Below are 23,120 nucleotides of genomic sequence, written 5' to 3'. Positions count from 1 at the left end.
AGGCTTGAGGGGCAGCGGCCATCCTCGCACCGACGGGCAGGGCCATATCAGCGGAAATTTTTTGCAATTGAGCCGTATGAACGCCTGTATAAAGTGTGGCGATTAACCGTCTATCGTTATCACTGTGCAAAATTTTACCGCTGTCGTGTGAATGTTTAGTGCTGGCAGATTGTCACAGCCTTGCTTAACCGGTTCACGCGGCCTGTTCCAGCCGCTCCTGTCGACGGGAATTCTCCATGCGTTTGTGTAAATTGTTGTTTGTGGGTTGTTTGTCTCTGATCAGCCTGGCGAGTCACGCCGAAAATCTCAAAGGCCTTTATCAAGTGCGTGAGCCGGTCAATGGCCAGGCGCCGGAAGAGCGTGATCGCGCCACGCAGGCGGCGCTCGACACGCTGGTGTTGCGTCTGACCGGCGATCCGAAAGCTGCGCAAAACCCGGGGCTGGCGGCGATTCGCAAGGATCCGCAGCAAATTATCAGTCAATTCGGTTTCGATGCCGGGCCGCCGGAGGTGCTGAAGGTCGATTTCGATCCGGCGACCACCGAGCAGGCGCTGCGGCGAGCCGGGTTGTCGTTGTGGGGGGCCAGTCGGCCGTCGATCCTGAGTTGGTGGCTGAACGATTCGGCCGAGGGTTCGAGTCTGGTGGGTGATGGTCAGGCCGCTGCGGCGCCGTTGCGTACGGCCGCGCAACATCGCGGCTTGCCGTTGCGTTTGCCGCTGGCGGACTTGAGCGAGCAACTTGTTGCCACGGCGCCAGCGCTGGAAGGCACGGATCCGGCACCGTTGCGCGGCGCCTCCGAACGCTACAACGCTGACGCCTTGCTGGCGGTGCATGCGCGCGAAGAAGGCGGGCAGTGGCAAGCCAAGTGGCACTTGTGGCTGGGCGATCAGAAAGAGGCGGGCAGCGTGCAGGGCGCCGATCAGGCCGCTGTGGCCGATGCGGTAATGCTCGCAGTGGCCGAGCGTCTGGCACCACGTTTCGTGGCCAAGCCCGGCGCTTCGGGGCAGCAGACTCTGGAAGTGCAGGGCATGAATCTGGAGCATTACGCGGCGCTGTTACGGTTACTCGAACCGTTTGGCGTGCGTCTGCAAAGTGTTGACGGTGATCGCATCGTCTATCGGGTCAATGGCAGCGCCGATCAAATGCGCGCGCAGCTGTCGCTGGCGAAGTTGCAGGAGTTGCCGGCCGAGGCGCCGGCGCAGGTTTCAGCGCCACAGCCAGTGGCTAGCGGCGCAACATCTGTCGCGGCGCCAGCCCCGATCCCGGCAGCACCGTCGTTGCGGTTTCGCTGGTAAGTCTTTCCTTATATAGAAGCAGGAGTGGTACATGGCCGATACGCGGCGTTGGTTCTGGCTCGGTGGGGTAGTCCTGCTTTGCGCGTTTGTATGGTTGCTACACCCGATCCTCACGCCGTTCCTGGTGGCGCTGCTGCTGGCTTATCTGTTCGATCCGTTGGTGGATCGCCTGGAGCGGCTTGGTTTGTCGCGAACCTGGGGCGTGATCGCGGTGTTTGCTCTGTTCACCTTGATCGTCACCGCGCTGTTGCTGGTGCTGGTGCCGATGCTCGCCAAGCAGTTGCTGCGTTTGTACGAACTGGCGCCGCAAATGCTCGATTGGCTGCAGCACACTGCAGTGCCGTGGGCGCAGTCGAAGCTGGGGTTGTCGGACGGTTTCTGGAAGTTCGATAAGGTCAAGGCTGCGATCAGCGAGCACATGGGGCAGACCACCGACATTGTCGGCGTGGTGCTGAGTCAGGCAACGGCCTCCAGTCTGGCGTTGATCGGCTGGCTGGCCAATCTGGTGCTGATCCCGGTAGTAAGTTTCTACCTGCTGCGCGACTGGGACGTGATGATGGCCAAGATCCGCAGCCTGCTGCCGCGTGATCGGGAAGAGACCATCGTATCGTTGGCCGGTGAATGTCATGAGGTACTGGGCGCGTTTGTGCGCGGTCAGTTGCTGGTGATGGTGGCGCTGGGCGTGATCTATGCGGCAGGCCTGATGATTGTCGGACTGGAGCTGGGGCTGTTGATCGGTTTGATCGCCGGACTGGCTGCAATCGTGCCGTATATGGGTTTCGTGATCGGTATTGGCGCGGCACTGATTGCCGGGCTGTTCCAGTTTGGCGGCGATCTGTATCCGATGGTCGGGATCGTTGCGGTGTTCATGGTCGGTCAGGCGCTGGAAGGCATGGTGCTGACGCCTTTGCTGGTGGGCGATCGTATCGGTCTGCATCCGGTGGCGGTGATTTTCGCGATTCTGGCTGGCGGCGAACTGTTCGGTTTCACCGGCGTGCTGTTGGCATTGCCAGTGGCGGCGGTGATCATGGTGCTGGTGCGCCATGTGCACGACTTGTACAAGGACTCCGACATCTATAGTGGCGTTGACGATCCGCAGTTGTAATGGCGCAGGGGCGGCCCGGCAAATCGCCGGGTTGGCCCGTGTCCTGCAGGCGCTGGCGCCAAAGAATCTGTCATAAATCCACTGCGTTATCGCAAACCTTTGATTTTGCTTGGACTCTGTCGCATTGTGCGCTCAGCTTCACGGGTATAAACTTCGCAAACTTTACACAGAGGCCACTAACGGTTCCTTGAGAACTGTTCAGTCAGCATGAAACCGATTCAGCTGCCCCTAGGTGTGCGTCTGCGTGACGACGCCACCTTCATCAACTACTACCCAGGCGCCAATGCCGCTGCACTCGGCTATGTCGAGCGTCTATGCGAAGCCGACGCCGGCTGGACAGAAAGCCTGATCTACCTGTGGGGCAAACACGGCGTAGGGCGTACGCATCTGTTGCAGGCGGCGTGTCTGCGATTCGAGCAGATGGGTGAGCCGGCGGTGTACTTGCCGTTGGCCGAGTTGATGGATCGCGGTGTCGAAATCCTCGATAACCTTGAACAGTACGAACTGGTTTGCCTGGATGATTTGCAGGTGATCGCCGGCAAGGCTGACTGGGAAGAGGCGATGTTTCATCTGTTCAACCGTCTGCGTGACAGCGGTCGGCGCTTGCTGATTGCCGCTTCCACCTCTCCGCGTGAACTGCCGGTCAAACTGGCTGACTTGAAATCGCGCCTGACCCTGGCGCTGATTTTCCAGATGCGTCCGCTTTCCGATGAAGACAAATTGCGCGCCTTGCAATTGCGCGCCTCGCGTCGTGGTCTGCACCTGACCGACGAGGTCGGGCATTTTATTTTGACTCGCGGCACCCGCAGCATGAGTGCGCTGTTCGACTTGCTTGAACAGCTCGATCAGGCCTCGTTGCAGGCTCAGCGCAAGCTGACCATTCCCTTCCTGAAAGAAACGCTGGGCTGGTAGCTATCCCTTTGATTCTGCGGCTTTCAGCGTGTTTCGGCATATTTCAGGCGCCAGAAAATCCGCTTTCCTGCACGCTGTGCAGGCCGCGTATCGGTTCAAATGGGCTTAAGCGCTTAGATGTAAACGAGAAACCGGGAAGTCACAAAAAGATCGATTGAATTTGCAAATGAGGCTGATAGCGGGCATAGTCTCGGCTTCTTTACAACTATCAGCCACGGTCGTGCCCATGCTAAAGCGCTTCGCACCCCTCGTGCCTCTCGCACTCGTCACCCTGTTGTACGGTTGCGCTGCTCATTCTCCAGTTCAAGAGCAGCCTCAACAGGTTAAAAATTCTGCCACGGCCCAGTCTTCCGTTATTTACCAGGAAGAGCTGGACACCGAAAAAGAACTCAACGAATTCAATGGCAAGAAGCCTTATCAGCTTCCTGTTCTGGCCGACAGCATCCTCGAACGCGGCATGTCCCTGATCGGTACCCGTTACCGTTTCGGCGGTACCTCTGAAGCCGGTTTTGATTGCAGTGGTTTCATCGGCTACCTGTTCCGCGAAGAAGCCGGCATGAACCTGCCACGCTCCACCCGCGAAATGATCAACGTCGATGCACCACTGGTATCGCGCAGCAACCTTGAGCCGGGCGATCTGCTGTTCTTCGCCACCAATGGTCGTCGCGGTCGTGTCAGTCACGCCGGCATCTACCTCGGTGACAACCAGTTCATCCACTCCAGCAGTCGTCGCAGCGGCGGTGTTCGCATCGACAGCCTGGGTGACAGCTACTGGAGCAAGACCTTCATCGAAGCGAAACGCGCTCTGGCCAACGCTCCGACAGTCGTCACTGCTCGTAAGTAATTCCCCTGTTGTCGCTGCGTTCGCAGCGACAATCAGGCTTCCGGCAACAGAGTAGACGTATACTTTACAAGGTGAAGTTAAAGTCTTACTTGAAGTTTGCCGCGTAGCCGCTAGAATCCTTTATCTAGTTTGATGGCAAACCGCCTGCGTGCTCACGCAGGCGGTTTTGTTTTCTGTCCTCCGGCAGAAAAAGCCGCAGCCAGATCAGGATGTTCTGCTTATGACGATGACGGCCCGCCTCACATTGATGCTCTGCGTAGCGCTGCTCAGCGCCTGCGCCAGTCGTACACTGCCGCCTGCGCCGGTGGTTCGCGCGCCGGTCGTGTTCGGCCCCTCCCAAGCTTTTTCGCCTGCTGCTGAGGACGTGCTGTTTCGCGCGCTCGGCCTGGTCGGCACGCCTTATCGCTGGGGCGGCAACACGCCGGATTCAGGCTTTGATTGCAGCGGGCTGATCGGTTTTGTCTACCGTGATGCGGCGGGCATCTCTTTGCCACGTTCGACGCGTGAGTTGATCGTTATGCAGGCACCGAATGTCGGCAAGGAAGGCTTGCAGACTGGCGACCTGATTTTCTTCGCCACCAATGGCGGCTCACAGGTCAGTCATGCGGGGATTTACGTCGGGGAAGGGCGCTTTGTGCATGCGCCGGCCACGGGTGGCACGGTCAAGCTCGACAGCCTGTCGAAGGCGTACTGGCAGAAAGCTTATCTGAGTGCCAAGCGGGTGTTGCAGCCGGAGCATCTGGCGCATAACCCTTAATTCAAGTTGCCCAAAATCTAATGTGTAGGAGTGAGCCTGCTCGCGATGACGGTGTCACATTCAACATCAATGTTGAATGATCGACCGCTATCGCGAGCAGGCTCACTCCTACAGTTGTTTGTGCATGGCGAAAATTATTTGCTGGCCGAGACTCGCCACACCTTGTTGCCGACATCATCCGCCACCAGCAAGCCACCTTGCTTATCGATCACCACGCCCACCGGCCGACCGAGTGCATTCTCGTCCTTGTCGAGGAAACCGGTCAGCACATCCACCGGTTTGCCGCTCGGCTTGCCACCGGTAAACGGCACGAAAATCACTTTGTAGCCACTGTGCGGCTTGCGGTTCCACGAGCCGTGCTGGCCAATGAATGCGCCTTCCTTGAACTGCGCCGGCAAGGTATTCCCCTCGGCAAAGCTCAGGCCCAGCGAGGCGGTGTGCGGCCCGACCGCGTAATCCGGGGCGATGGCTTTGGCCACCAGGTCCGGATTTTGCGGCGACACACGCACATCGACATGCTGGCCGTAGTAACTGAACGGCCAGCCATAGAAGCCACCGTCCTTCACGGAAGTGATGTAGTCCGGCACCAGATCACTGCCGATCTCGTCGCGTTCGTTGACCGCTGTCCACAGCGCGCCACTTTTCGGCTCCCAGGCCAGGCCATTGGGGTTGCGGATGCCCGAGGCGAAGATGCGGTGATTGCCGGTCGCCCGATCAACTTCCCAGATCGCCGCGCGGCCTTCTTCCTTATCCAGACCATTTTCGCCGACGTTGCTGTTCGAGCCGACCGTGACGTACAACTTGCTGCCGTCCTTGCTGGCGATGACGTTTTTCGTCCAGTGGTGATTCAGCGTACCGCCGGGCAAATCGACAACCTTGATTGGCTGTGACTTGATCCCGGTCGCGCCGGGTTCGTAGTTGAAGCGCAGCAGGCGATCGGTATCGGCGACGTACAGGTCATTGCCAACCAGCGTCATACCGAACGGCGAGTTGAGGTTCTGCAGGAATACCGTGCGGGTTTCTGCGACACCATCATGATCGGCGTCACGCAGCAAGGTGATGCGGTTCGGACTCGGCACGCCCGCGCCAGCCTTGCCCATGACCTTTTTCATCACCCAGCCACGAATGCCGCTGCTGTCATCCGGTTTTGGCGGGGCATTGGTTTCCGCTACCAGCACATCGCCATTGGGCAGAACGTAGAGCCAGCGCGGATGATCGAGTCCTTCGGCGAACGCTGCCACCTGAGTGCCAGCCGCCGCAGTCGGTTTGCCGCCCGCGGGCCAGCCGATCGCCGGGGCAATGTTCACCGTCGGAATCAGGGTCTTGTTTGGTTCAGGCAATTTCGGTGACGGGCCGGTGCCGTCGGAGACTTGCAGGCTGGAGGTCTCACCGCAGGCGGCGAGCCCTCCGGCGAAGGCGATGACAAAAACGAGCTGGGGCTTGCGCATTGCTGATCTTCCCTATGAATGCATTCCTAATCATAGAGGAGGGCGCAAGCCCGATGGTTCAACTGCTCAGCCGCGGGCTTCCTTGAACAGCACGGCGATGCCCGGGTGATAATTGCCGGCTTCGCTGCGCAACTTGCGGTAGGCGTAAGGGAAATACCAGGCGACGGCGCAGGTGTGTTCCTTTTGCAGGTCGTCGACCATGTCCTGCAACTCTTCGGGGCTGGCGCTGTGCTGGGCTTTTTGCGGCGCGACAAACAGGCAGCCGAGCTTGAGATCGCTGGCGTAGCTGATGCGCTTGGCGTCGTTAGTGATATCGAGCAGGGCTTGGGTCAGATTCAGGTTGGTAACCTTTGGCCAGCGCTGGGTGGCCTGGATAAAGACGCGGTCTTCGGCGCCGGCCAGAAACAGATCGGCGCGAGCGTTGCGCTCGCCTTCTTCGTTCTGCTTGCGCGTGGCAGTTTCGTTCAAGGTAACCAGCTCAGCCATCCAGGCTGCGGCCGAGAGCAATCCGAGATTGGCTTTCTCGTCATGCCAGTAAGGCGTGTCGCTGTCGCCGCGCACGGCGTTGTAACGGTCGATACAGTCAAACCAGCGTTCAAGCACCGGGCGCAGGAATTCCAGGCGCGGGTTGCTGATGATCATGCCTTGCATCGTCATCATCCTTTATTGTTGTGGTGGGCTTTTCGGGAGAAGCATGGCTCTTTGATATCATTTGTATCAGTGTGGCACAAGATTGGCGGCAGATAATTGATCGACGGCAGTTATTCGCCCGATGGCCGCCTCTTTAATTGACGCTCCACCCCCAACCCTCTAACCTTCGCGGCTTGTTTCAGGTGCTCTGTGACCTGCGTCGACAGAGTGAAACAGGGAAGCCGGTGAGGGTTGTCTTCGTACGAAGAACTACCACGATCCCGGCGCTGCCCCCGCAACGGTAAATGAGTAAAAACTGCGCCTTGAGCCACTGCCTCGAAAGAAGCGGGAAGGCGCGCAGTCAGGCCAACGCCGCTCATGAGCCCGGAGACCGGCCTGATCCATCCAGCGGCATCACGGTGGGCGATGCCAGGCTTTTTGCCGTCTATTCTTGTGCCTGCCCGCCGTTATCCAGCCTCAACGGAGAGCTCCCCCATGACTGATTCCCCCGAGCGCGACGAACGCCATCTGGCGCGTATGCAGCGCAAAAAAGCCGTGATCGACGAACGCATTGCCAACTCACCCGACGAGTGCGGTCTGGTGCTGGTGCTGACCGGCAATGGCAAAGGCAAAAGCAGTTCGGCGTTCGGCATGCTCGCCCGCGCCATGGGCCACGGCATGCAGTGCGGTGTGGTGCAGTTCATCAAGGGTCGCAACAGCACCGGCGAAGAGTTGTTCTTCCGGCGCTTCCCCGAGCAAGTGCGTTTTCACGTGATGGGCGAAGGTTTCACTTGGGAAACCCAGGATCGTCAGCGCGACATCGCCGCTGCCGAAGCCGCGTGGGCGGTTTCCCGTGAGCTGCTGCGCGATCCGTCGATCGGTCTGGTGGTGCTCGACGAACTGAACATTGCCCTCAAACACGGCTACCTCGATCTCGATCAGGTGCTCAGCGATTTGCAGGCGCGTCCGCCGATGCAGCACGTGATCGTCACCGGTCGCGCGGCCAAGCCGGAAATGATCGAGATGGGCGACACCGTCACCGAAATGGGCATGCTCAAACACGCCTTCCAGGCCGGCATCAAAGCGCAGAAAGGCGTCGAACTTTGAATCAACCACGTCACTGCCCGGCGGTGCTCATCGCCGCGCCGGCTTCCGGTCAGGGCAAGACCACCGTTACCGCCGCGCTCGCCCGTTTGCATCGCAATCAGGGACGCAAAGTGCGCGTGTTCAAATGCGGCCCGGACTTTCTCGACCCGATGATCCTCGAGCGCGCCAGCGGTGCGCCGGTGTATCAATTGGACATGTGGATGGTCGGCGAGCAGGAAAGTCGTCGTCTGTTATGGGAAGCCGCTGCCGAGGCGGATCTGATTCTGATTGAAGGCGTGATGGGCCTGTTCGATGGCACGCCGTCCAGTGCTGATCTCGCGCGGCATTTTGGTGTACCGGTGCTCGGAGTTATCGACGGCACGGCGATGGCGCAGACCTTTGGTGCGCTGGCGCTCGGCTTGGCCAAGTATCAGCCGGATCTGCCGTTTGCCGGTGTGTTGGCCAACCGCGTTGGCACTTTGCGTCATGCGCAATTGCTCGAAGGCAGCCTCACGGAAGGTTTGCGCTGGTACGGCGCATTGTCCCGCGAGACCGGCATCGAATTGCCGAGTCGTCACCTCGGCCTGGTCCAGGCCAGTGAACTGAATGATCTGGATGTGCGCCTCGACGCCGCCGCCGATGCATTGGCCAGCAGTTGCGAGGTAGCGCTGCCACCGGCCGTGGAGTTCGCCGCGCCTGACGTCATTGCGGTAGAGCCGCTGCTGAAGAATGTGCACATTGCCGTTGCGCGTGATGAGGCGTTTGCCTTCACTTATGGCGCGAGTCTGGATCTGCTGCGCGCGATGGGCGCCGAGTTGAGTTTCTTCTCGCCGATTCGCGATACGCAATTGCCGGAGGCAGATAGCCTGTATTTGCCCGGTGGTTATCCGGAACTGCACCACGTTGCGTTGTCGCAGAACACCGCGATGCTTGAGGCGATTCGCGCGCATCATGCGGCGGGGAAACCGTTGCTCGCTGAGTGTGGCGGGATGCTTTATCTGCTGGATTCGTTGACGGACGTTGAAGGCACTCGCGCCGAATTGGTCGGACTGCTTGAGGGCGATGCGGTGATGCAGAAGCGTCTGGCGGCACTAGCCCTGCAAGCGGTCGATCTGCCGGAAGGTTCGCTGCGTGGGCACACTTATCATCATTCGCTGACGACTACCGAACTGGCGCCGATTGCACGGGGTTTGAGCCCGAATGGTGGGCGTGGGGCCGAGGCGGTTTATCGGGAAGGGCGGATGACGGCCTCTTATGTGCACTTCTATTTCCCGTCGAATCCGGTGGCTGTCGCTGCACTGTTTGCGCCTGATTCCGAAGGCGCCTTCGCGAGCAGGCTCGCTCCCACAGTTGAAACAGTGGTGACTGAAGCAATGCAATCCCCTGTGGGAGCGAGCCTGCTCGCGAAAGGGCCATGACCGACAACGCATTCTCCGAAGCCGAGCGCCAAGCCGTCTATAAAGCCATCGCCGAACGCCGCGACATGCGCCACTTCACCGGCGGCACGGTCGAACCGGAGCTGCTGCGCCGACTCTTGGAAGCCGCCCACCAGGCCCCAAGCGTCGGCCTGATGCAGCCCTGGCGCTTCATCCGCATCAGCGACCGCAACCTGCGCGGGCAGATCCAGAACCTCGTCGAAGAAGAACGCGTCCGCACCGCCGAAGCCCTCGGCGAGCGCAGTGACGAGTTCATGAAACTCAAGGTCGAAGGCATCAACGATTGTGCCGAAGTGCTGGTCGCCGCGTTGATGGACGATCGCGAAAAACACATCTTCGGTCGCCGCACGCTGCCGGAAATGGACATGGCCTCGCTGTCCTGCGCCATCCAGAATCTGTGGCTGGCCTCGCGCGCCGAAGGTCTGGGCATGGGCTGGGTTTCACTGTTCGAGCCACAGGCACTGGCTGATCTGTTGAAGTTGCCCGAAGGTGCAAAACCTCTGGCGGTTTTATGCCTGGGTCCGGTCAAGGAATTCTATCCGGCGCCGATGCTGGTACTCGAAGGGTGGGCGCAAGCGCGTCCGCTCAATGAGTTGCTGTACGAAAATTATTGGGGAGTGAGTCAATGAGTGTGGCGTTGTTGAGTGTCGCCGCAGTGGCGCTGGATGCGCTGCTCGGTGAACCGAAACGCTGGCATCCGCTGGTGGCGTTCGGCAATTTTGCCGGGCGCATCGAGCAACGTTTCAACGCCGGTGGCCGGGGCTGGCGCAGCCATGGCGTCACTGCGTGGGTGATCGCGGTGCTGCCGTTGACCTTGCTCGCCACGGCGTTTTCCTGGGCGCCGTACGTGGGCTGGGTCGTCGAGATTCTCGCGTTGTATTGCGCCCTCGGCATGCGCAGCCTCGGCGAGCATGTCGCGCCAGTGGCTGCTGCCTTGCGCGCGGAAGATCTTGAAGAGGCGCGCAAACGCGTCGGCTATCTGGTCAGCCGCCAGACCGATGAACTCGACAGCACCGCCGTCGCCCGCGCCGCCACCGAATCGGTGCTGGAAAACGGCAGTGACGCGGTGTTCGCCGCGCTGTTCTGGTTTGTCGTGGCGGGTGCGCCGGGCGTGGTGCTCTATCGCTTGAGCAATACGCTCGATGCGATGTGGGGTTATCGCAACGAACGCTTCGAACGTTTCGGTTGGGCGGCGGCGAAAATCGACGACGTGCTCAACTACATTCCTGCGCGTCTGGTGGCGTTGACCTACGCGCTGCTCGGCAAAACCCGACTCGCGTTGAAGTGCTGGCGTACGCAGGCGCCAAAGTGGGACAGCCCCAACGCCGGCCCGGTGATGGCGGCCGGAGCCGGAGCCTTGGGCGTGGAGTTGGGCGGCCCGGCGATCTATCACGGCGAACTGCACGAGCGACCGCAACTCGGCGAAGGCGCTCCAGCGGATGCCGATTCCATCGACCGTGGCTGGCAATTGGTCCAGCGCGGCGTATGGTTATGGCTGCTGATTCTCTGCGTGGGGGCTGAATTCTATGCTTGAGCACGGTGGCCGGCTGCGCAAGGCTGCACTCGATTACGGCATTGCCGAAGCGGATTGGCTCGACCTGTCCAGCGGCCTCGCGCCGTGGCCGTTCCCGATCCCGGAAATCCCGCTGCGCGCCTGGGCGCGTTTGCCGGAAACCGATGATGGTCTGGAGCAAGCTGCGTGCGATTACTACGGTGCCGCGCAAGTGCTGCCGGTGGCCGGTTCGCAAATGGCCATTCAGTTGCTGCCGCGCTTGCGCCGGGCCGGCAAAGTCGGCGTGTTGTCACCGTGTTATGCCGAGCATGCCGAAGCCTGGCGCCGTAGCGGTTACATCGTGCGTGAAGTGCTGGAGCAGGAAGTCGAATTTTTTCTCGATAGCCTCGACGTGCTGGTGGTGGTCAATCCGAACAACCCGACCGGCCTGAGCCTGCCCCCGGCACGCCTGCTTGACTGGCATGCGCGGCTCGCCCGGCGCGGTGGCTGGCTGGTGGTCGATGAAGCTTTCATGGATAACACGCCGCAGTTGAGTCTGGCACCGCATGCCCATCAAGTCGGGCTGATCGTGTTGCGTTCGTTCGGCAAGTTTTTCGGTCTGGCCGGGGTGCGTCTGGGCTTCGTCCTGGCCGAGCGCAAGTTGCTCAAGCTGCTCGCCGAACAGGTCGGGCCCTGGGCGGTGAGCGGGCCGACGCGGGTGCTCGGGCAAGCGTGTCTGCAAGACACCGAAGGGCACACACGCCAACGGATTCGCAGCGATGAAGCCAGTGAACGACTGGCAGCGCTGCTTGAACGCTACGGCTTCAAGCCGCAGGGCGGTTGCGCGCTGTTCCAGTGGCTGATCACCGAGCATGCCGAAACGCTGCACGCATTCATGGCTCGTCGCGGCATTCTCCTGCGCCTCTTTACCCACAACAGCAGTTTGCGTTTTGGCCTGCCCGCCGACGCGGCTGAAGAGGCGCGTCTCGAACACGCTTTAAGCGCTTTCGCCAAGGACCACCCATGACCACCCTGATGGTGCAAGGCACCACCTCCGATGCCGGTAAAAGCACACTGGTGACGGCACTGTGCCGCTGGGCGACCCGCCAGGGCGTGGCGGTCGTCCCGTTCAAGCCGCAGAACATGGCGCTCAACAGCGCGGTGACTGCCGACGGCGGTGAGATCGGCCGCGCGCAAGCGGTGCAGGCGCAAGCGGCATTTCTCGAACCGCACACCGACATGAACCCGGTGCTGCTCAAGCCCAACAGCGACACCGGCGCGCAAGTGATCATTCATGGCCGCGCGGTAACGTCGATGAATGCCGTGGCGTATCACGACTACAAAGCCATCGCCATGAAAGCGGTGCTTGCGTCCCACGAACGGCTCAGCGCGGCGTATCCGTTGGTGATGGTTGAGGGCGCAGGCTCGCCGGCGGAGATCAATCTGCGCGCGGGCGACATCGCCAATATGGGTTTTGCCGAAGCGGTGGATTGCCCGGTGCTGCTGATTGCCGACATCAATCGCGGCGGGGTTTTCGCCCATCTGGTCGGCACCCTGGAGTTGCTCTCGCCGAGCGAACAGGCGCGGGTCAAGGGCTTCATCATCAACCGTTTTCGCGGTGACATCGCCTTGCTGCAACCGGGCCTCGACTGGCTGGAACAGCGCACCGGCAAACCGGTGGTGGGCGTGCTGCCGTACGTGATGGATCTGCACCTTGAGGCCGAGGACGGCATCGATCAGCGCCAGACCGACAAGGCCGAACAAGTGCTGAAAGTAGTGGTGCCGGTGCTGCCGCGCATCAGTAACCACACCGACTTCGATCCATTGCGTTTGCATCCGCAGGTCGATCTGCAATTTGTCGGGCCGGGGCAGGCGATTCCTCCTGCCGATCTTATTATTCTGCCGGGCTCGAAAAGCGTGCGCAGTGATCTGGCCTATTTGCGTGCCAATGGCTGGGATACGGCGATCTCTCGGCACTTGCGTTACGGCGGTAAAGTGCTGGGGATTTGCGGCGGTCTGCAGATGCTCGGCGAGCAGGTGCATGATCCGCTTGGCCTCGAAGGCGCCGCCGGTTCGAGCGCTGGTCTGGGCTTGCTGGCGTTCGAAACCACGCTTGAGGCCGAGAAGCAGTTGCGCAATGTGCGTGGACGGCTGGCGCTGGAAAATGCCGAAGTCAGTGGCTATGAAATTCATGCCGGTGTGACCAGCGGACCGGCGTTGGAAAACGCTGCGGTGCATCTGGATGATGGCCGTTGCGACGGTGCACAGAGTGTTGATAGGCAGGTGTTCGGCACCTATCTGCATGGCCTGTTTGAATCGCCGGCGGCGAGTGCGGCGTTGCTGCGCTGGGCCGGGTTGAGCGATGTGCAGCAGGTGGATTATCACGGCTTGCGCGAGCGTGATATCGAGCGGCTGGCGGATCTGGTGGAGAAGCATCTGGATACCGAGCTGTTGCGTCGGCTCTGTGGGATTTGAATTGCCTGTACGGGCCTCTTCGCGAGCAGGCTCGCTCCCACAGTGAATGCGGTTAGCCATACATTTTGAGTACAACTCATAACCCTGTGGGAGCGAGCCTGCTCGCGAAAGCGGCGGTTGCCTCACTTGAATTTTCCTGGATGAACCCATGCTCCAACTGATCCTCGGCGGCGCCCGCTCCGGCAAAAGTCGCCTGGCAGAAAAACTCGCCAGCGACAGCAGCCTCTCGGTCACCTACATCGCCACCAGCCAACCCCTCGATGGCGAGATGAGCGACCGCGTCGCCCATCACCGCGCCCGCCGTCCCGTCGAATGGGCGCTCATTGAAGAACCCTTGGAACTGGCCCGCGTCCTGCGCGAATCCGCCAGCGCCGAGCGTTGCCTGCTGGTCGATTGCCTGACCCTGTGGCTGACCAATCTGCTGATGCTCGATGACGCCGAACGCCTCGCTGCCGAGCGCGAAGCCCTGCTCGACTGCCTGGCGTCTTTGCCGGGAGAAATCATTTTTGTCAGCAACGAGACCGGAATGGGTGTCGTGCCGCTGGGCGAATTGACTCGCCGCTACGTCGATGAAGCCGGTTGGCTGCATCAAGCTCTGGCCGAGCGTTGTCAGCGTGTTGTCCTGACCGTCGCCGGCCTGCCCCTGACTCTGAAAGGACCCGCGTTATGACTCAAACCTGGTGGCTGAACCCGTGCAAACCGGTCGATCTCAACGTCGTTGAACAAGCGGCGGCGCGGCAGCAGCAACTGACCAAACCGGCGGGGTCGCTGGGGCGTCTGGAATCGGTCGCGGTGCAACTGGCCGGTCTGCAAGGCCAGATCAAACCTACGCTGGCGCAAGTGTGGATCGCGATTTTTGCCGGCGATCACGGCGTGGTTGCAGAAGGGGTTTCGGCGTTCCCGCAGGAAGTCACCGGGCAGATGCTGCTCAACTTTGTCAGTGGCGGCGCGGCGATCAGCGTGCTGGCGCGTGAGCTCGGCGCGCAGCTGGAAGTGGTCGATCTGGGCACGGTGAATCCCGCGCTGAACCTGCCGGGTGTGCGTCATTTGAACATTGGCGCGGGTACGGCGAACTTCGCTCAGGGTGCGGCGATGACTCAGGCCCAGGGCGAACTCGCCTTGCAGGCCGGTCGCGACAGTCTGCTGCGAGCGAAAGCGGCGGGCGCGCAGTTGTTCATCGGTGGCGAAATGGGCATTGGCAACACCACGGCAGCCAGTGCGCTGGCCTGCGCCTTGCTCGATTGCCCGGTGGTACACCTGACCGGTCCCGGTACCGGGTTGAATGCCGAAGGCGTCAGCCATAAAGCGCAAGTGATCGAGCGCGCGCTGGCGTTGCATGCAGCGCAGCGTGGCGATGTCTTGCAGACCCTGTTCAATCTGGGCGGTTTCGAAATCGCCGCGCTGGTCGGTGCGTATCTGGCGGCGGCTCAAGAAGGCGTTGCGGTGCTGGTCGATGGCTTTATCTGCACGGTCGCGGCGCTGGTTGCGGTGCGTTTGAATCCGGCTTGCCGCGAGTGGTTGTTGTTCGGTCATCGCGGTGCCGAGCCGGGCCATCGTCATGTGCTGGAAACCCTCGCTGCCGAGCCGTTGCTGGAACTCGGTTTGCGTCTGGGCGAGGGCAGTGGCGCGGCGCTGGCGGTGCCATTGTTGCGTCTGGCCTGTGATCTGCACGGGCAGATGGCGACATTCGCCGAAGCAGCGGTGGCGGATCGTCCGGCATGACCTTGCATCTGGATCTGCTGCGCCATGGTGAGACTGAGCTCGGTGGTGGTTTGCGCGGCAGCCTCGACGATGCGCTGACCGAAAAGGGCTGGACGCAAATGCGTGCGGCGGTGGTCGAGGGCGGGCCGTGGGATCGGATCGTCAGTTCGCCGTTGCAACGTTGCGCGCGGTTTGCCGCAGAGCTGGGTGAGCAACTGAACCTGTCAGTGCATCTGGACAAGGATCTGCAGGAACTGCATTTCGGTGCGTGGGAAGGGCAGAGCGCGGCAGCGTTGATGGGGACCGATGCTGAGGCCTTGGGGTTGTTCTGGGCCGATCCGTATTCGTTTACGCCGCCGCAGGGTGAGCCGGTCAGCGAGTTTTCTTCTCGAGTGCTGGCAGCGGTTGCGCGCCTGCACAGTGCTTACGCCGGTGAGCGGGTGTTGCTGATCAGTCATGGCGGCGTGATGCGTTTGTTGCTGGCGCAAGCACGCGGGTTGCCACGCGAGCAGCTGCTCAATGTCGAGGTCGCTCACGGCGCGTTGTTTGCGCTGACGATCGAGGCTGACGGTTCACTCAAGGAAGGTTGCTGACATGTTGCCGCTGTGGATCGCCCTGCAATTTCTCAGCAGCCTGCCGATTCGTTTGCCGGGGATGCCTGAGCCGGAGCAACTGGGGCGGTCGCTGCTGTTTTATCCCTTGGTGGGGCTGCTGTTCGGGGTGATCCTGTGGGCGTTGGATCTGGCGTTGGCGGGCGCGCCGTTGTTGTTGCATGCGGCGCTGTTGCTGACGGTGTGGGTGTTGCTCAGCGGCGCACTTCACCTGGATGGTCTGGCGGACAGTGCCGATGCCTGGCTCGGCGGTTTTGGTGATCGCGAGCGTACGCTGACGATCATGAAGGACCCGCGCAGTGGGCCGATTGCGGTGGTCACGCTGGTGTTGGTGTTGTTGCTCAAGTTTGCTGCGTTGTTGGCGTTGATCGAGCAGGGACATGGGCTGGCGTTGATCATCGTGCCGCTGCTGGGGCGGGCGGCGCTGTTGGGGTTGTTTTTGACCACGCCGTATGTGCGCGCGGGCGGGTTGGGGCAGGCGTTGGCGGATCATCTGCCGCGCAAGGCCGGGTGGTGGGTGTTGGGCGCAAGTGCGCTGGGCTGCTTGCTGATCGCCGGTTTTAGCGCGGTTGTCGCGTTGCTGATCGCTGTCGGTGTGTTTGTCTGGCTGCGGCAGGTGATGATGCGGCGGTTGGGCGGGACGACCGGTGATACGGCGGGGGCGTTGCTGGAATTGCTGGAGGTGGTGGTGTTGGTTGGATTGGTTTTGGTCTGATGGATTTCTACTGGTCATGCCGGCCTCATCGCGAGCAGGCTCACTCCTACACTTGACCGCGTTCCCCTGTAGGAGTGAGCCTGCTCGCGATAGCGGTGTGTCAGGCGCCACAAATGTTATGGGTAAACTTATCTGTAACTTGATTTAACACAGTCGCGGGTATATACACGCATCATGCTTCCTTCTCAGTGTTTGTGCACCAACCTGCGTCGCGCCGCTCGTGGCGTCAGCAGGCATTACGACGGCGCTCTCGACGGCTTCGGGATCAACGTTGCCCAGTATTCTTTGCTGTGCAACCTGCAACGTCTGGATCAACCGAGCATCTCGGAACTCGCCGAAGCGATGGGGCTGGATCGCAGCACCCTCGGGCGCAATCTGCGGGTGCTGGAAGGCGAGGGGCTGGTGGCGCTGGCCGAGGGCGAGGACATGCGTAACCGCATCGTCAAACTCACCGAGACTGGCGTGCAACGCCTGGCAGCGGCACTGCCGGCCTGGGAAGCGGCACAGCAGCGGTTGATCGACCGACTGGGTGCCGAGAAGCGTGAAACCTTGCTCAGATTGCTGGATGAACTGGCCTGAGGCCGGTTTTTTCCAAACTCAAGCGGGTATATACCCGCAAGCGGAGAATAACAATGACATCGATGTGGCGTACGTGCGGTTGGGTGTTGGTCGGGAGTGCGCTGATTCTCGCGTTGTCATTGGGCGTGCGGCACGGTTTCGGCTTGTTCCTGTCACCGATGAGCGCGCAGTTCGGTTGGGGGCGTGAGGTGTTCGCCTTTGCCATTGCTCTGCAGAACTTGATCTGGGGCCTGGCGCAACCGTTTACCGGCGCATTGGCTGACCGCTTTGGCGCGGCAAAAGTGGTGCTGATCGGTGGGGTGCTCTACGCGGTGGGTCTGGTGTGCATGGGTCTGTCTGATTCTGCGGTGACGTTGTCACTGAGCGCCGGTCTGCTGATCGGTATCGGCCTTTCAGGTACTTCGTTCTCGGTGATCCTCGGTGTCGTGGGCCGGGCCGTGCCGCCAGAGAAACGCAGCATGGGCATGGGCATTGCCAGCGCCGCCGGTTCTTTCGGCCAGTTCGCCATGTTGCCGGGCACACTGGGCCTGATCGGCTGGCTCGGCTGGTCGGCGGCGTTGCTGGTGCTGGGCCTGCTGGTGGCGCTGATCGTGCCGCTGGTGAGCATGCTCAAGGACAAGCCGTTGCCGGTGCTTGGCCATGAACAAACGCTGTCCGAAGCGCTGCGCGAAGCCTGCTCGCATTCGGGTTTCTGGTTGTTGGCATTCGGCTTTTTCGTCTGCGGTTTTCAGGTGGTGTTCATCGGCGTGCACCTGCCTGCATATCTGGTCGATCAGCATCTGCCAGCCAGCGTTGGTACGACGGTGCTGGCGTTGATCGGATTGTTCAATATCTTCGGCACCTACACTGCCGGTTGGCTCGGCGGGCGTATGTCCAAACCGCGTCTGCTGACAGCGTTGTACTTGTTGCGTGCGGTGGTGATCGTGCTGTTTCTGTGGCTGCCGGTGACGACCTCATCGGCCTACCTGTTTGGCATGGCGATGGGTTTCCTGTGGCTATCTACGGTGCCGTTGACCAACGGTACGGTGGCGACCTTGTTCGGCGTGCGAAACCTGTCCATGCTCGGTGGCATCGTGTTTCTGTTCCATCAGCTGGGTTCGTTCCTCGGCGGCTGGCTGGGCGGGGTGGTGTATGACCGAACCGGGAGTTATGACTTGATCTGGCAAGTGGCGATTCTTTTGAGCCTGCTGGCGGCCGCGCTGAACTGGCCGGTGCGCGAACGGCCGGTCGCACGTCTGCAAGCCGCAGCGAGCGCCGCATGAGCCGACTCTGGCCACGTATCGTCATCGCCGCACTTGGTGCTGCATTGCTGGCGCTGGTGTGGTGGGGCTGGCATCAGGGCGGACTGGCGTTGATGCAGTTGGGCATGAGCATTTGCTAGAAGCGGGCATGACGAGTAACGTCGAATTCTGAACGACTGCTCAAGGATGCTCGACATGCTGATGCGCTGGTGTGCTGTTCCCGCGTTGCTGATGGCGTTGACTGGTCTGGCCCAGGCCGCCGACTGTCCCGAATTGCTGCAAGGCTCGCTGCCCAAGCTGCGAGCCAAGGAATCCATCGATCTGTGCAAGCAGTACGCCGACAAGCCGTTGGTGGTGGTCAATACGGCGAGCTTCTGCGGTTTCGCGCCGCAGTTCGAAGGCCTTGAGGCGCTGCATAAGCGCTACGAGTCGCAGGGGCTGCAAATGCTCGGCGTGCCTTCCAATGACTTCAAGCAGGAGTCCAAGGACAGCGCCGAGACTGCCAAGGTCTGCTACGCCAACTACGGCGTGACGTTCAACATGACCGAGCCGCAAAAGGTTCGTGGTGATGACGCTACGCATCTGTTTCAGGTGCTGGCGGCACAGAGCAGCGCACCGAAGTGGAATTTCTACAAATACGTAGTCGATCGCCAGGGCAAGGTGATCGCCAATTTCTCCAGCCTGACCAAGCCTGATGATCCGGAGTTTATCGCTGCGATTGAAAAGGCTATTGCCTCGAAACCGCTGAAACCCTGATGCACTGAGCTTTTTGTGGGAGCGAGCCTGCTCCGGGCGGCGTTCCGACGAAAGCGGTCTGCCAGTCGACATGTGTATTGATTGATACACCGCCTTCGCGAGCAGGCTCGCTCCCACATGGGAATGGTGTTGTGGTGGTGAGCGAAATCAAGGCATCAAAAAAGCCCCGCTTTCTGCAAAGAGAGCGGGGCTTTTTGTGGGCGAGGGATTAGCCTCGCCACACAGCATCAGAAGCGATAAGTCGCGCCGACACCGAAACCGTTTGCCGAGTTTTCATACTTGGCGTCGTAGCTTTGGCCACGATCGTTTTCGTTGCGGATCTTCACCGACTCTTCTTTCAGGTACGAGTAAGCGACATCGATAGTCAGGTCTTCGGTCGGGCTCCAGCCGGCACCGATGCTGAAGATGGTCCGGTCACCGGTAGGAATGCGTGGCGAACGATCGACGTTGTTGGTCGGCGACTGGTCGAAGGTCAGACCGGTACGCAGTACCCATTCCTTGTTCAGCTGGTACGAAGTACCCAAGGCATAAGCCCAGGAGTCGTGCCAGTTCTGGTCTTCCGTGATTTCACCGAATTGACCGGCCAGCAGCGGCTGCACACCGGAGTTCTTGACGGTGATTTTTTCCAGCTGGCTCCAGCGGGTCCAAGTCGAACCGGCATACACGTTCCAGCGATCGTTGATCGCCTGGGTGACCGAGAAGTCGACGGATTCAGGCGTGGTGATCTTCAGCGAAGCATCGTACTTCTGGTTGGCGCCCAGACCGATTGCACCCAGTACACCGTAGTTGACCTTGGTGTTGCCTTCGAGCTTGTAGTCGACTTTCGAGTGGTAAGTCAGACCCAGGCGAGTGGTGTCAGTGGCTTGTACCAGCACGCCGATGTTGTAGCCCAGCGCGGTGTCGTCACCCTTGATCTTGACCTTGCCATCCGGCGCGGCCTGAGTGATCGACAGGTTGGATTCCAGCGTGCCGTCGATGCGGTTGATGGTCGGACCAAAACCGATCGACACCTTGTCGTTGAAAGCGTAGCTGACGGTTGGCTGGAAAGTGATGACCTGAACTTCAGACTTGCTGCCGAAATAACGGCCGGCAAAGTTGTTTTCGTAGTCGGTAATCAGGCCGAACGGCACGTAAACGCCGAGACCGAATGCCCAATGATCATCGATCGGTTTGACGTAGAAGCCCATAGGTACGGAGGTGAAGGGCACCATGTCGCCTTTGTTGCTGCCGCCGTTAGGGCTGGAGCTGGCGTCGCTGATATCGGTTTTTGCATCGAGGAATGCAACACCGCCAGTCACTTGTTCGCGCTTGAGGCGCGACATGCCGGCAGGGTTGCCATAAACAGTGCTTGCATCGTCGGCAGAAGAAGATCGCCCAGCGTAACCGGTGCCCATCCCGCTGATACTGTGTTCGTTGATGGCAAAGCCAGCTGCGAAGATCTGGGTGGATGCCATGGTAACGGCGAGGCTAAGGGTGGTTTTGAGCATGACTTTTTTCATTATTAGAACTCCTGGTGATCACCGGGGCGAAAATTACCAACATTTTCGTCCCAGCGCTATAGTCCGTATGCCTTGAGTTAGAGCGGTTTTGTAGGACAATCCGACCAGAATCGCGTCCTGTTGGACGATCTTCTGAAACCGGTCGGTCAGCAAGCGACCTGACTCACCGTTGAAACACAGGTGTGCCAAGCGTAAGTGAAGTCGCGCAGGCGACCTTGGGGTTGAAAGGTCTGGCGCCAGATACGCGCCATTCCCAGCAAATCGTTGCAATCGGGGAGGGTGGGGTTTTGTTCTTCCACCAGCAGCCAGGCAATGGCCGTGGCGTAACGCAGATTGACCGTCAGTTCCAGGTGCGGACCGGTCAGGAACGCATGCTGGCTGGCGAGGCCGCGAACCAGGCTGGCACGTTCGGGATCGAGTGCCAGGTAATCATCCCAGAGGGCTTGATGGCGATGCTCGGCAATGCGGTAAAGCCCGTGGCCGCGACGGTCATGCAGGGCGGAACCCAGGGCTGACTGACTGGCGGCGATGCCCAGCAGCAGAGATTCGGCAGTCGCGCTGTGGCGTCCCAGATAGATCAACGTAGGACGGATCACGTAGCGGCACAGTTCGCTGGCAGCGATACCCATAAAACCCTCGGTTCTTGTTATTAATGGCGAGTCCTGAAGGGGGGCTTGGCAGCTGTGGATCGGTTCAGGCTCGCCGCAAGCGGATCACGCCGCTTGAGTTGAAGTGTAGTGTCATATTCGCGACGTAAAGGCCTGTTTTTAAAATATTTCCGGCTTCGAGTTATAACCGTTATATCCGTTGGTACTTAAGCGCCAACGGCTAAAAGTGAAACATCGGGCAATAAAAAGCCCCGCATTTTGTGCGAGGCTTTTGCTTTTGCAGCCTTTTCGGCTCTCAGGCAATCAATGCCTGACGGGTACGATCGATCACGGCCTGCAGCGGTTCAGCGCTGGAGTATTGATCGGGGTACAGACGCTCGCTGTGGCGGGCGATACCGTGTTCGTTGACCAGTGTGAAGCTGAAGCAGCCTTTGCGAGCGGCCATGATCAGGCAGTTCATTGGTGCAAAAGCGTTGGTTAGGGTGCGAATGGCATCCTGAGTATGGATTTGAGTAGACATAGTTATTAGGTGTTCCTACAAATGACACGGATAAGAACCGTGCAACGTTAAAACGTTCCAGTAACGTCGACCACCATTGGTCGAACGAAGAACCCGACTGGAACAAAGCAGCCAGTTTGAAGCGCAATTAAGTTGGCGCGCTTGGGCTGGCAGGTAGGTACTTAGGAGGGCAGGCAACACATCAAGGGCAAAGGTTCTGGGCCCGGGGTGAAGATCCTGATCAATTTGCAGGTTGGTTCGGTCAGAGTAAGTGGTCTTCGCAACACCCTTCGCATCATTCGAAGGCAGTGTCGTCGCAAGATTTACCTGGAAACCATCGAGGGGTCGTTCCCGCTTTTTTCGGTAGGGCTTCTTGGTAGAAGGCTGACCGTGGGGATGTGTTCGACCGGAATTGACTTTCAGCTTGGTACTAACGCCGCGGATACTAACGGATCGAAATGGGTAAAGCAAACCCCGTGGAGAAAAAGATTGCAGCCAGAGATTGAGCCTGCTTTGCGTGTTTGCTCAATTGCCCGCAATTGGCGCATTTTTCCACCGTCGGTCGGTGAAAATATCTTCATCAAGCCGCGCGTTAGACCGGCTTATCCCCAAGCCTGACCATAAACAGACCCGAAAAAGCGCATCGATATAACCGGGTAACAGGTACTTGTGCACATTAGTTGCGCAGGCTGTAACGGCGCTGTCACATCATTCCTGACTCCAGTGGCTGCCTGCATCGAAAGTTTAAGTCAATGAAAAACATCGCTTTTTTTTGTTGGTGAAAAAATCGTCAGTTTGACTGCGAGCCCCATTCCATAAGGCTTTGCGAGGGTTGGAGGACGGTTGTCCACTGAGTTATCCACAGCTTCTGTGGATTGTCCCGAGCGCTTGCTCTAGGACGGGCGTGCCGGGTTGTTTTTCGACTTTACCTGTAAGAAAAAGAGAGTAGAGTGGCGCGCCTTCCGATTCGTCCCACAGTGCTTTATGAAGTTTCGCTCAGTATCAGACTCTGTTACCTCACAAACTCCTCCTGTTATCCCGCCCAAGCGCTTTTCCGTTCGCGTTGCCGAATGGCTGCTCGACAGCCCGCGCCTGAGCGACAGTCACAACGCCAAACACCTCGCTGGTCGCCTGCTCAAACAACCGGCGCGTGATGGCGTGGTCGTCGCGCAAAGCCGCCTCGGCCAATTGATGTGCCGCGAGTGCGGTAACGCACGGGACCGTCGCATCGGTCAGGATCTGCTGCGCCAGGCCGCCCGCGCCGGCGACCGTCGCGCGCAACAGGAACTTGGTCTGCTCGAAGACTGAGCTGTCCAAGACCTGACACCTTGGTTAACCTTCAGGCTTTATAAGATCGGCGGGAGTGGCTATGGCGATGGACTTGACAAGCGTATTGCTGGGGCTTGCAGGGGCGGGATTGCCACTGCTGGC

General features: G+C 60.0%; 26 protein-coding genes and 1 riboswitch. Of the genes, 21 read left to right on the top strand and 5 right to left on the bottom strand.

Translation table 11 applies throughout. The features are described from left to right. The first annotated feature begins 236 nt into the window (after window positions 1-236). The 5 genes from KBP52_RS09910 to KBP52_RS09890 all read left to right on the top strand — a co-directional run bounded on the left by KBP52_RS09910 (window position 237) and on the right by KBP52_RS09890 (window position 4,913). The gene (locus KBP52_RS09910; protein ID WP_212622673.1) at window positions 237-1,295 is read left to right on the top strand and encodes a DUF2066 domain-containing protein; all 1,059 of its coding nucleotides are present in this window, start codon (window positions 237-239) and stop codon (window positions 1,293-1,295) included. A gap of 31 nt (window positions 1,296-1,326) precedes the next feature. Beyond that, window positions 1,327-2,400, top strand: coding sequence for an AI-2E family transporter (locus KBP52_RS09905; RefSeq protein ID WP_212622672.1), 1,074 nt, complete (start codon window positions 1,327-1,329; stop codon window positions 2,398-2,400). A gap of 207 nt (window positions 2,401-2,607) precedes the next feature. Beyond that, window positions 2,608-3,312, top strand: coding sequence for a DnaA regulatory inactivator Hda (gene hda, locus KBP52_RS09900; protein ID WP_007919828.1), 705 nt, complete (start codon window positions 2,608-2,610; stop codon window positions 3,310-3,312). A 226-nt stretch (window positions 3,313-3,538) separates the two neighbouring features. Then, window positions 3,539-4,156 (top strand): NlpC/P60 family protein, encoded by a 618-nt coding sequence (locus tag KBP52_RS09895; RefSeq protein WP_007919826.1) that lies wholly within the window; start codon window positions 3,539-3,541, stop codon window positions 4,154-4,156. A 220-nt stretch (window positions 4,157-4,376) separates the two neighbouring features. Beyond that, window positions 4,377-4,913, top strand: coding sequence for a C40 family peptidase (locus tag KBP52_RS09890; protein WP_212622671.1), 537 nt, complete (start codon window positions 4,377-4,379; stop codon window positions 4,911-4,913). A gap of 134 nt (window positions 4,914-5,047) precedes the next feature. Here the strand turns inward: KBP52_RS09890 and KBP52_RS09885 are convergent, their stop codons facing one another. Both KBP52_RS09885 and KBP52_RS09880 read right to left on the bottom strand, forming a co-directional pair. Then, a complete protein-coding gene (locus tag KBP52_RS09885) occupies window positions 5,048-6,361 on the bottom strand; it encodes a sorbosone dehydrogenase family protein (RefSeq protein ID WP_212622670.1) in 1,314 nt (437 codons plus the stop codon). A 66-nt stretch (window positions 6,362-6,427) separates the two neighbouring features. Next, complete coding sequence (locus KBP52_RS09880) at window positions 6,428-7,012, bottom strand: hypothetical protein (protein ID WP_212622669.1); 585 nt, start codon at window positions 7,010-7,012, stop codon at window positions 6,428-6,430. Between the two features lie 163 nt (window positions 7,013-7,175). Beyond that, window positions 7,176-7,406, top strand: a riboswitch (cobalamin riboswitch). Window positions 7,407-7,486: 80 nt separating this feature from the next. Between KBP52_RS09880 and cobO the strand changes: the two genes are divergently transcribed. The 14 genes from cobO to KBP52_RS09815 all read left to right on the top strand — a co-directional run bounded on the left by cobO (window position 7,487) and on the right by KBP52_RS09815 (window position 19,083). Next, window positions 7,487-8,098 (top strand): cob(I)yrinic acid a,c-diamide adenosyltransferase, encoded by a 612-nt coding sequence (cobO, locus tag KBP52_RS09875; protein ID WP_003223053.1) that lies wholly within the window; start codon window positions 7,487-7,489, stop codon window positions 8,096-8,098. Continuing rightward, complete coding sequence (locus KBP52_RS09870) at window positions 8,095-9,495, top strand: cobyrinate a,c-diamide synthase (protein WP_212622668.1); 1,401 nt, start codon at window positions 8,095-8,097, stop codon at window positions 9,493-9,495. Before cobO ends, KBP52_RS09870 begins: the two co-directional genes overlap by 4 nt. Further along, window positions 9,492-10,142, top strand: coding sequence for a 5,6-dimethylbenzimidazole synthase (gene bluB, locus KBP52_RS09865; RefSeq protein WP_123592708.1), 651 nt, complete (start codon window positions 9,492-9,494; stop codon window positions 10,140-10,142). Before KBP52_RS09870 ends, bluB begins: the two co-directional genes overlap by 4 nt. Next, complete coding sequence (cbiB, locus tag KBP52_RS09860) at window positions 10,139-11,047, top strand: adenosylcobinamide-phosphate synthase CbiB (protein WP_123592709.1); 909 nt, start codon at window positions 10,139-10,141, stop codon at window positions 11,045-11,047. Before bluB ends, cbiB begins: the two co-directional genes overlap by 4 nt. Then, window positions 11,040-12,032 (top strand): threonine-phosphate decarboxylase CobD, encoded by a 993-nt coding sequence (gene cobD, locus KBP52_RS09855; protein ID WP_212622667.1) that lies wholly within the window; start codon window positions 11,040-11,042, stop codon window positions 12,030-12,032. The genes cbiB and cobD overlap by 8 nt, the downstream gene beginning before the upstream one ends. Beyond that, a complete protein-coding gene (locus KBP52_RS09850; protein WP_212622666.1) occupies window positions 12,029-13,480 on the top strand; it encodes a cobyric acid synthase in 1,452 nt (483 codons plus the stop codon). Before cobD ends, KBP52_RS09850 begins: the two co-directional genes overlap by 4 nt. Window positions 13,481-13,628: 148 nt before the next feature. After that, complete coding sequence (gene cobU / locus KBP52_RS09845; RefSeq protein WP_116032332.1) at window positions 13,629-14,150, top strand: bifunctional adenosylcobinamide kinase/adenosylcobinamide-phosphate guanylyltransferase; 522 nt, start codon at window positions 13,629-13,631, stop codon at window positions 14,148-14,150. Then, window positions 14,147-15,202, top strand: coding sequence for a nicotinate-nucleotide--dimethylbenzimidazole phosphoribosyltransferase (gene cobT / locus KBP52_RS09840; RefSeq protein WP_212622665.1), 1,056 nt, complete (start codon window positions 14,147-14,149; stop codon window positions 15,200-15,202). The genes cobU and cobT overlap by 4 nt, the downstream gene beginning before the upstream one ends. Continuing rightward, complete coding sequence (gene cobC, locus KBP52_RS09835) at window positions 15,199-15,774, top strand: alpha-ribazole phosphatase family protein (RefSeq protein WP_212622664.1); 576 nt, start codon at window positions 15,199-15,201, stop codon at window positions 15,772-15,774. Before cobT ends, cobC begins: the two co-directional genes overlap by 4 nt. Window position 15,775: 1 nt before the next feature. Then, window positions 15,776-16,507: an adenosylcobinamide-GDP ribazoletransferase gene (locus KBP52_RS09830; RefSeq protein WP_212622663.1), complete on the top strand. Its 732-nt coding sequence runs from the start codon at window positions 15,776-15,778 to the stop codon at window positions 16,505-16,507. Window positions 16,508-16,681: 174 nt separating this feature from the next. Next, window positions 16,682-17,086, top strand: coding sequence for a MarR family transcriptional regulator (locus KBP52_RS09825; RefSeq protein WP_007919794.1), 405 nt, complete (start codon window positions 16,682-16,684; stop codon window positions 17,084-17,086). 53 nt (window positions 17,087-17,139) lie between these two features. Continuing rightward, window positions 17,140-18,348 (top strand): MFS transporter, encoded by a 1,209-nt coding sequence (locus KBP52_RS09820; RefSeq protein ID WP_212622662.1) that lies wholly within the window; start codon window positions 17,140-17,142, stop codon window positions 18,346-18,348. Further along, the gene (locus tag KBP52_RS30670; protein WP_256587114.1) at window positions 18,345-18,467 is read left to right on the top strand and encodes a hypothetical protein; all 123 of its coding nucleotides are present in this window, start codon (window positions 18,345-18,347) and stop codon (window positions 18,465-18,467) included. Before KBP52_RS09820 ends, KBP52_RS30670 begins: the two co-directional genes overlap by 4 nt. A gap of 55 nt (window positions 18,468-18,522) precedes the next feature. Beyond that, window positions 18,523-19,083 (top strand): glutathione peroxidase, encoded by a 561-nt coding sequence (locus tag KBP52_RS09815; protein ID WP_212622661.1) that lies wholly within the window; start codon window positions 18,523-18,525, stop codon window positions 19,081-19,083. A 227-nt stretch (window positions 19,084-19,310) separates the two neighbouring features. Here the strand turns inward: KBP52_RS09815 and KBP52_RS09810 are convergent, their stop codons facing one another. From KBP52_RS09810 to KBP52_RS09800, 3 genes are all read right to left on the bottom strand, one after another. Continuing rightward, window positions 19,311-20,582, bottom strand: coding sequence for an outer membrane protein transport protein (locus KBP52_RS09810; RefSeq protein WP_077571735.1), 1,272 nt, complete (start codon window positions 20,580-20,582; stop codon window positions 19,311-19,313). Window positions 20,583-20,728: 146 nt separating this feature from the next. Beyond that, window positions 20,729-21,211: a hypothetical protein gene (locus tag KBP52_RS09805; RefSeq protein WP_212622660.1), complete on the bottom strand. Its 483-nt coding sequence runs from the start codon at window positions 21,209-21,211 to the stop codon at window positions 20,729-20,731. Window positions 21,212-21,485: 274 nt separating this feature from the next. After that, the gene (locus tag KBP52_RS09800; protein ID WP_034156218.1) at window positions 21,486-21,710 is read right to left on the bottom strand and encodes a hypothetical protein; all 225 of its coding nucleotides are present in this window, start codon (window positions 21,708-21,710) and stop codon (window positions 21,486-21,488) included. 207 nt (window positions 21,711-21,917) lie between these two features. Here KBP52_RS09800 and KBP52_RS09795 point away from each other — a divergent pair, with 207 nt between their 5' ends. Together KBP52_RS09795 and KBP52_RS09790 are read left to right on the top strand one after the other, a co-directional pair. Beyond that, complete coding sequence (locus KBP52_RS09795; protein ID WP_176091707.1) at window positions 21,918-22,307, top strand: hypothetical protein; 390 nt, start codon at window positions 21,918-21,920, stop codon at window positions 22,305-22,307. A 366-nt stretch (window positions 22,308-22,673) separates the two neighbouring features. Beyond that, window positions 22,674-22,997, top strand: coding sequence for a sel1 repeat family protein (locus KBP52_RS09790; RefSeq protein ID WP_212622659.1), 324 nt, complete (start codon window positions 22,674-22,676; stop codon window positions 22,995-22,997). The last annotated feature ends 123 nt before the right edge of the window (window positions 22,998-23,120 follow it).

Source organism: Pseudomonas sp. SCA2728.1_7, assembly GCF_018138145.1.
Lineage (GTDB): Bacteria > Pseudomonadota > Gammaproteobacteria > Pseudomonadales > Pseudomonadaceae > Aquipseudomonas > Aquipseudomonas koreensis_A.
The sequence above is the reverse complement of the archived record's forward strand: the minus strand, read 5'-3'. Positions and strand labels throughout refer to the sequence as shown.

Coding starts and splice junctions, on each gene's coding strand:
- KBP52_RS09880 (WP_212622669.1), bottom strand. CDS start 7,012: ATGCAAGGCATGATCATCAGCAACCCGCGCCTGGAATTCCTGCGCCCG.
- cobC (WP_212622664.1), top strand. CDS start 15,199: ATGACCTTGCATCTGGATCTGCTGCGCCATGGTGAGACTGAGCTCGGT.
- KBP52_RS09810 (WP_077571735.1), bottom strand. CDS start 20,582: ATGAAAAAAGTCATGCTCAAAACCACCCTTAGCCTCGCCGTTACCATG.
- cobT (WP_212622665.1), top strand. CDS start 14,147: ATGACTCAAACCTGGTGGCTGAACCCGTGCAAACCGGTCGATCTCAAC.
- KBP52_RS09800 (WP_034156218.1), bottom strand. CDS start 21,710: ATGTCTACTCAAATCCATACTCAGGATGCCATTCGCACCCTAACCAAC.
- KBP52_RS09825 (WP_007919794.1), top strand. CDS start 16,682: ATGCTTCCTTCTCAGTGTTTGTGCACCAACCTGCGTCGCGCCGCTCGT.
- KBP52_RS09905 (WP_212622672.1), top strand. CDS start 1,327: ATGGCCGATACGCGGCGTTGGTTCTGGCTCGGTGGGGTAGTCCTGCTT.
- KBP52_RS09910 (WP_212622673.1), top strand. CDS start 237: ATGCGTTTGTGTAAATTGTTGTTTGTGGGTTGTTTGTCTCTGATCAGC.
- KBP52_RS09820 (WP_212622662.1), top strand. CDS start 17,140: ATGACATCGATGTGGCGTACGTGCGGTTGGGTGTTGGTCGGGAGTGCG.
- cobD (WP_212622667.1), top strand. CDS start 11,040: ATGCTTGAGCACGGTGGCCGGCTGCGCAAGGCTGCACTCGATTACGGC.
- bluB (WP_123592708.1), top strand. CDS start 9,492: ATGACCGACAACGCATTCTCCGAAGCCGAGCGCCAAGCCGTCTATAAA.
- hda (WP_007919828.1), top strand. CDS start 2,608: ATGAAACCGATTCAGCTGCCCCTAGGTGTGCGTCTGCGTGACGACGCC.
- KBP52_RS09885 (WP_212622670.1), bottom strand. CDS start 6,361: ATGCGCAAGCCCCAGCTCGTTTTTGTCATCGCCTTCGCCGGAGGGCTC.
- KBP52_RS09805 (WP_212622660.1), bottom strand. CDS start 21,211: ATGGGTATCGCTGCCAGCGAACTGTGCCGCTACGTGATCCGTCCTACG.
- KBP52_RS30670 (WP_256587114.1), top strand. CDS start 18,345: ATGAGCCGACTCTGGCCACGTATCGTCATCGCCGCACTTGGTGCTGCA.
- KBP52_RS09790 (WP_212622659.1), top strand. CDS start 22,674: ATGAAGTTTCGCTCAGTATCAGACTCTGTTACCTCACAAACTCCTCCT.
- KBP52_RS09895 (WP_007919826.1), top strand. CDS start 3,539: ATGCTAAAGCGCTTCGCACCCCTCGTGCCTCTCGCACTCGTCACCCTG.
- KBP52_RS09815 (WP_212622661.1), top strand. CDS start 18,523: ATGCTGATGCGCTGGTGTGCTGTTCCCGCGTTGCTGATGGCGTTGACT.
- KBP52_RS09850 (WP_212622666.1), top strand. CDS start 12,029: ATGACCACCCTGATGGTGCAAGGCACCACCTCCGATGCCGGTAAAAGC.
- cbiB (WP_123592709.1), top strand. CDS start 10,139: ATGAGTGTGGCGTTGTTGAGTGTCGCCGCAGTGGCGCTGGATGCGCTG.
- KBP52_RS09890 (WP_212622671.1), top strand. CDS start 4,377: ATGACGATGACGGCCCGCCTCACATTGATGCTCTGCGTAGCGCTGCTC.
- cobU (WP_116032332.1), top strand. CDS start 13,629: ATGCTCCAACTGATCCTCGGCGGCGCCCGCTCCGGCAAAAGTCGCCTG.
- KBP52_RS09830 (WP_212622663.1), top strand. CDS start 15,776: ATGTTGCCGCTGTGGATCGCCCTGCAATTTCTCAGCAGCCTGCCGATT.
- cobO (WP_003223053.1), top strand. CDS start 7,487: ATGACTGATTCCCCCGAGCGCGACGAACGCCATCTGGCGCGTATGCAG.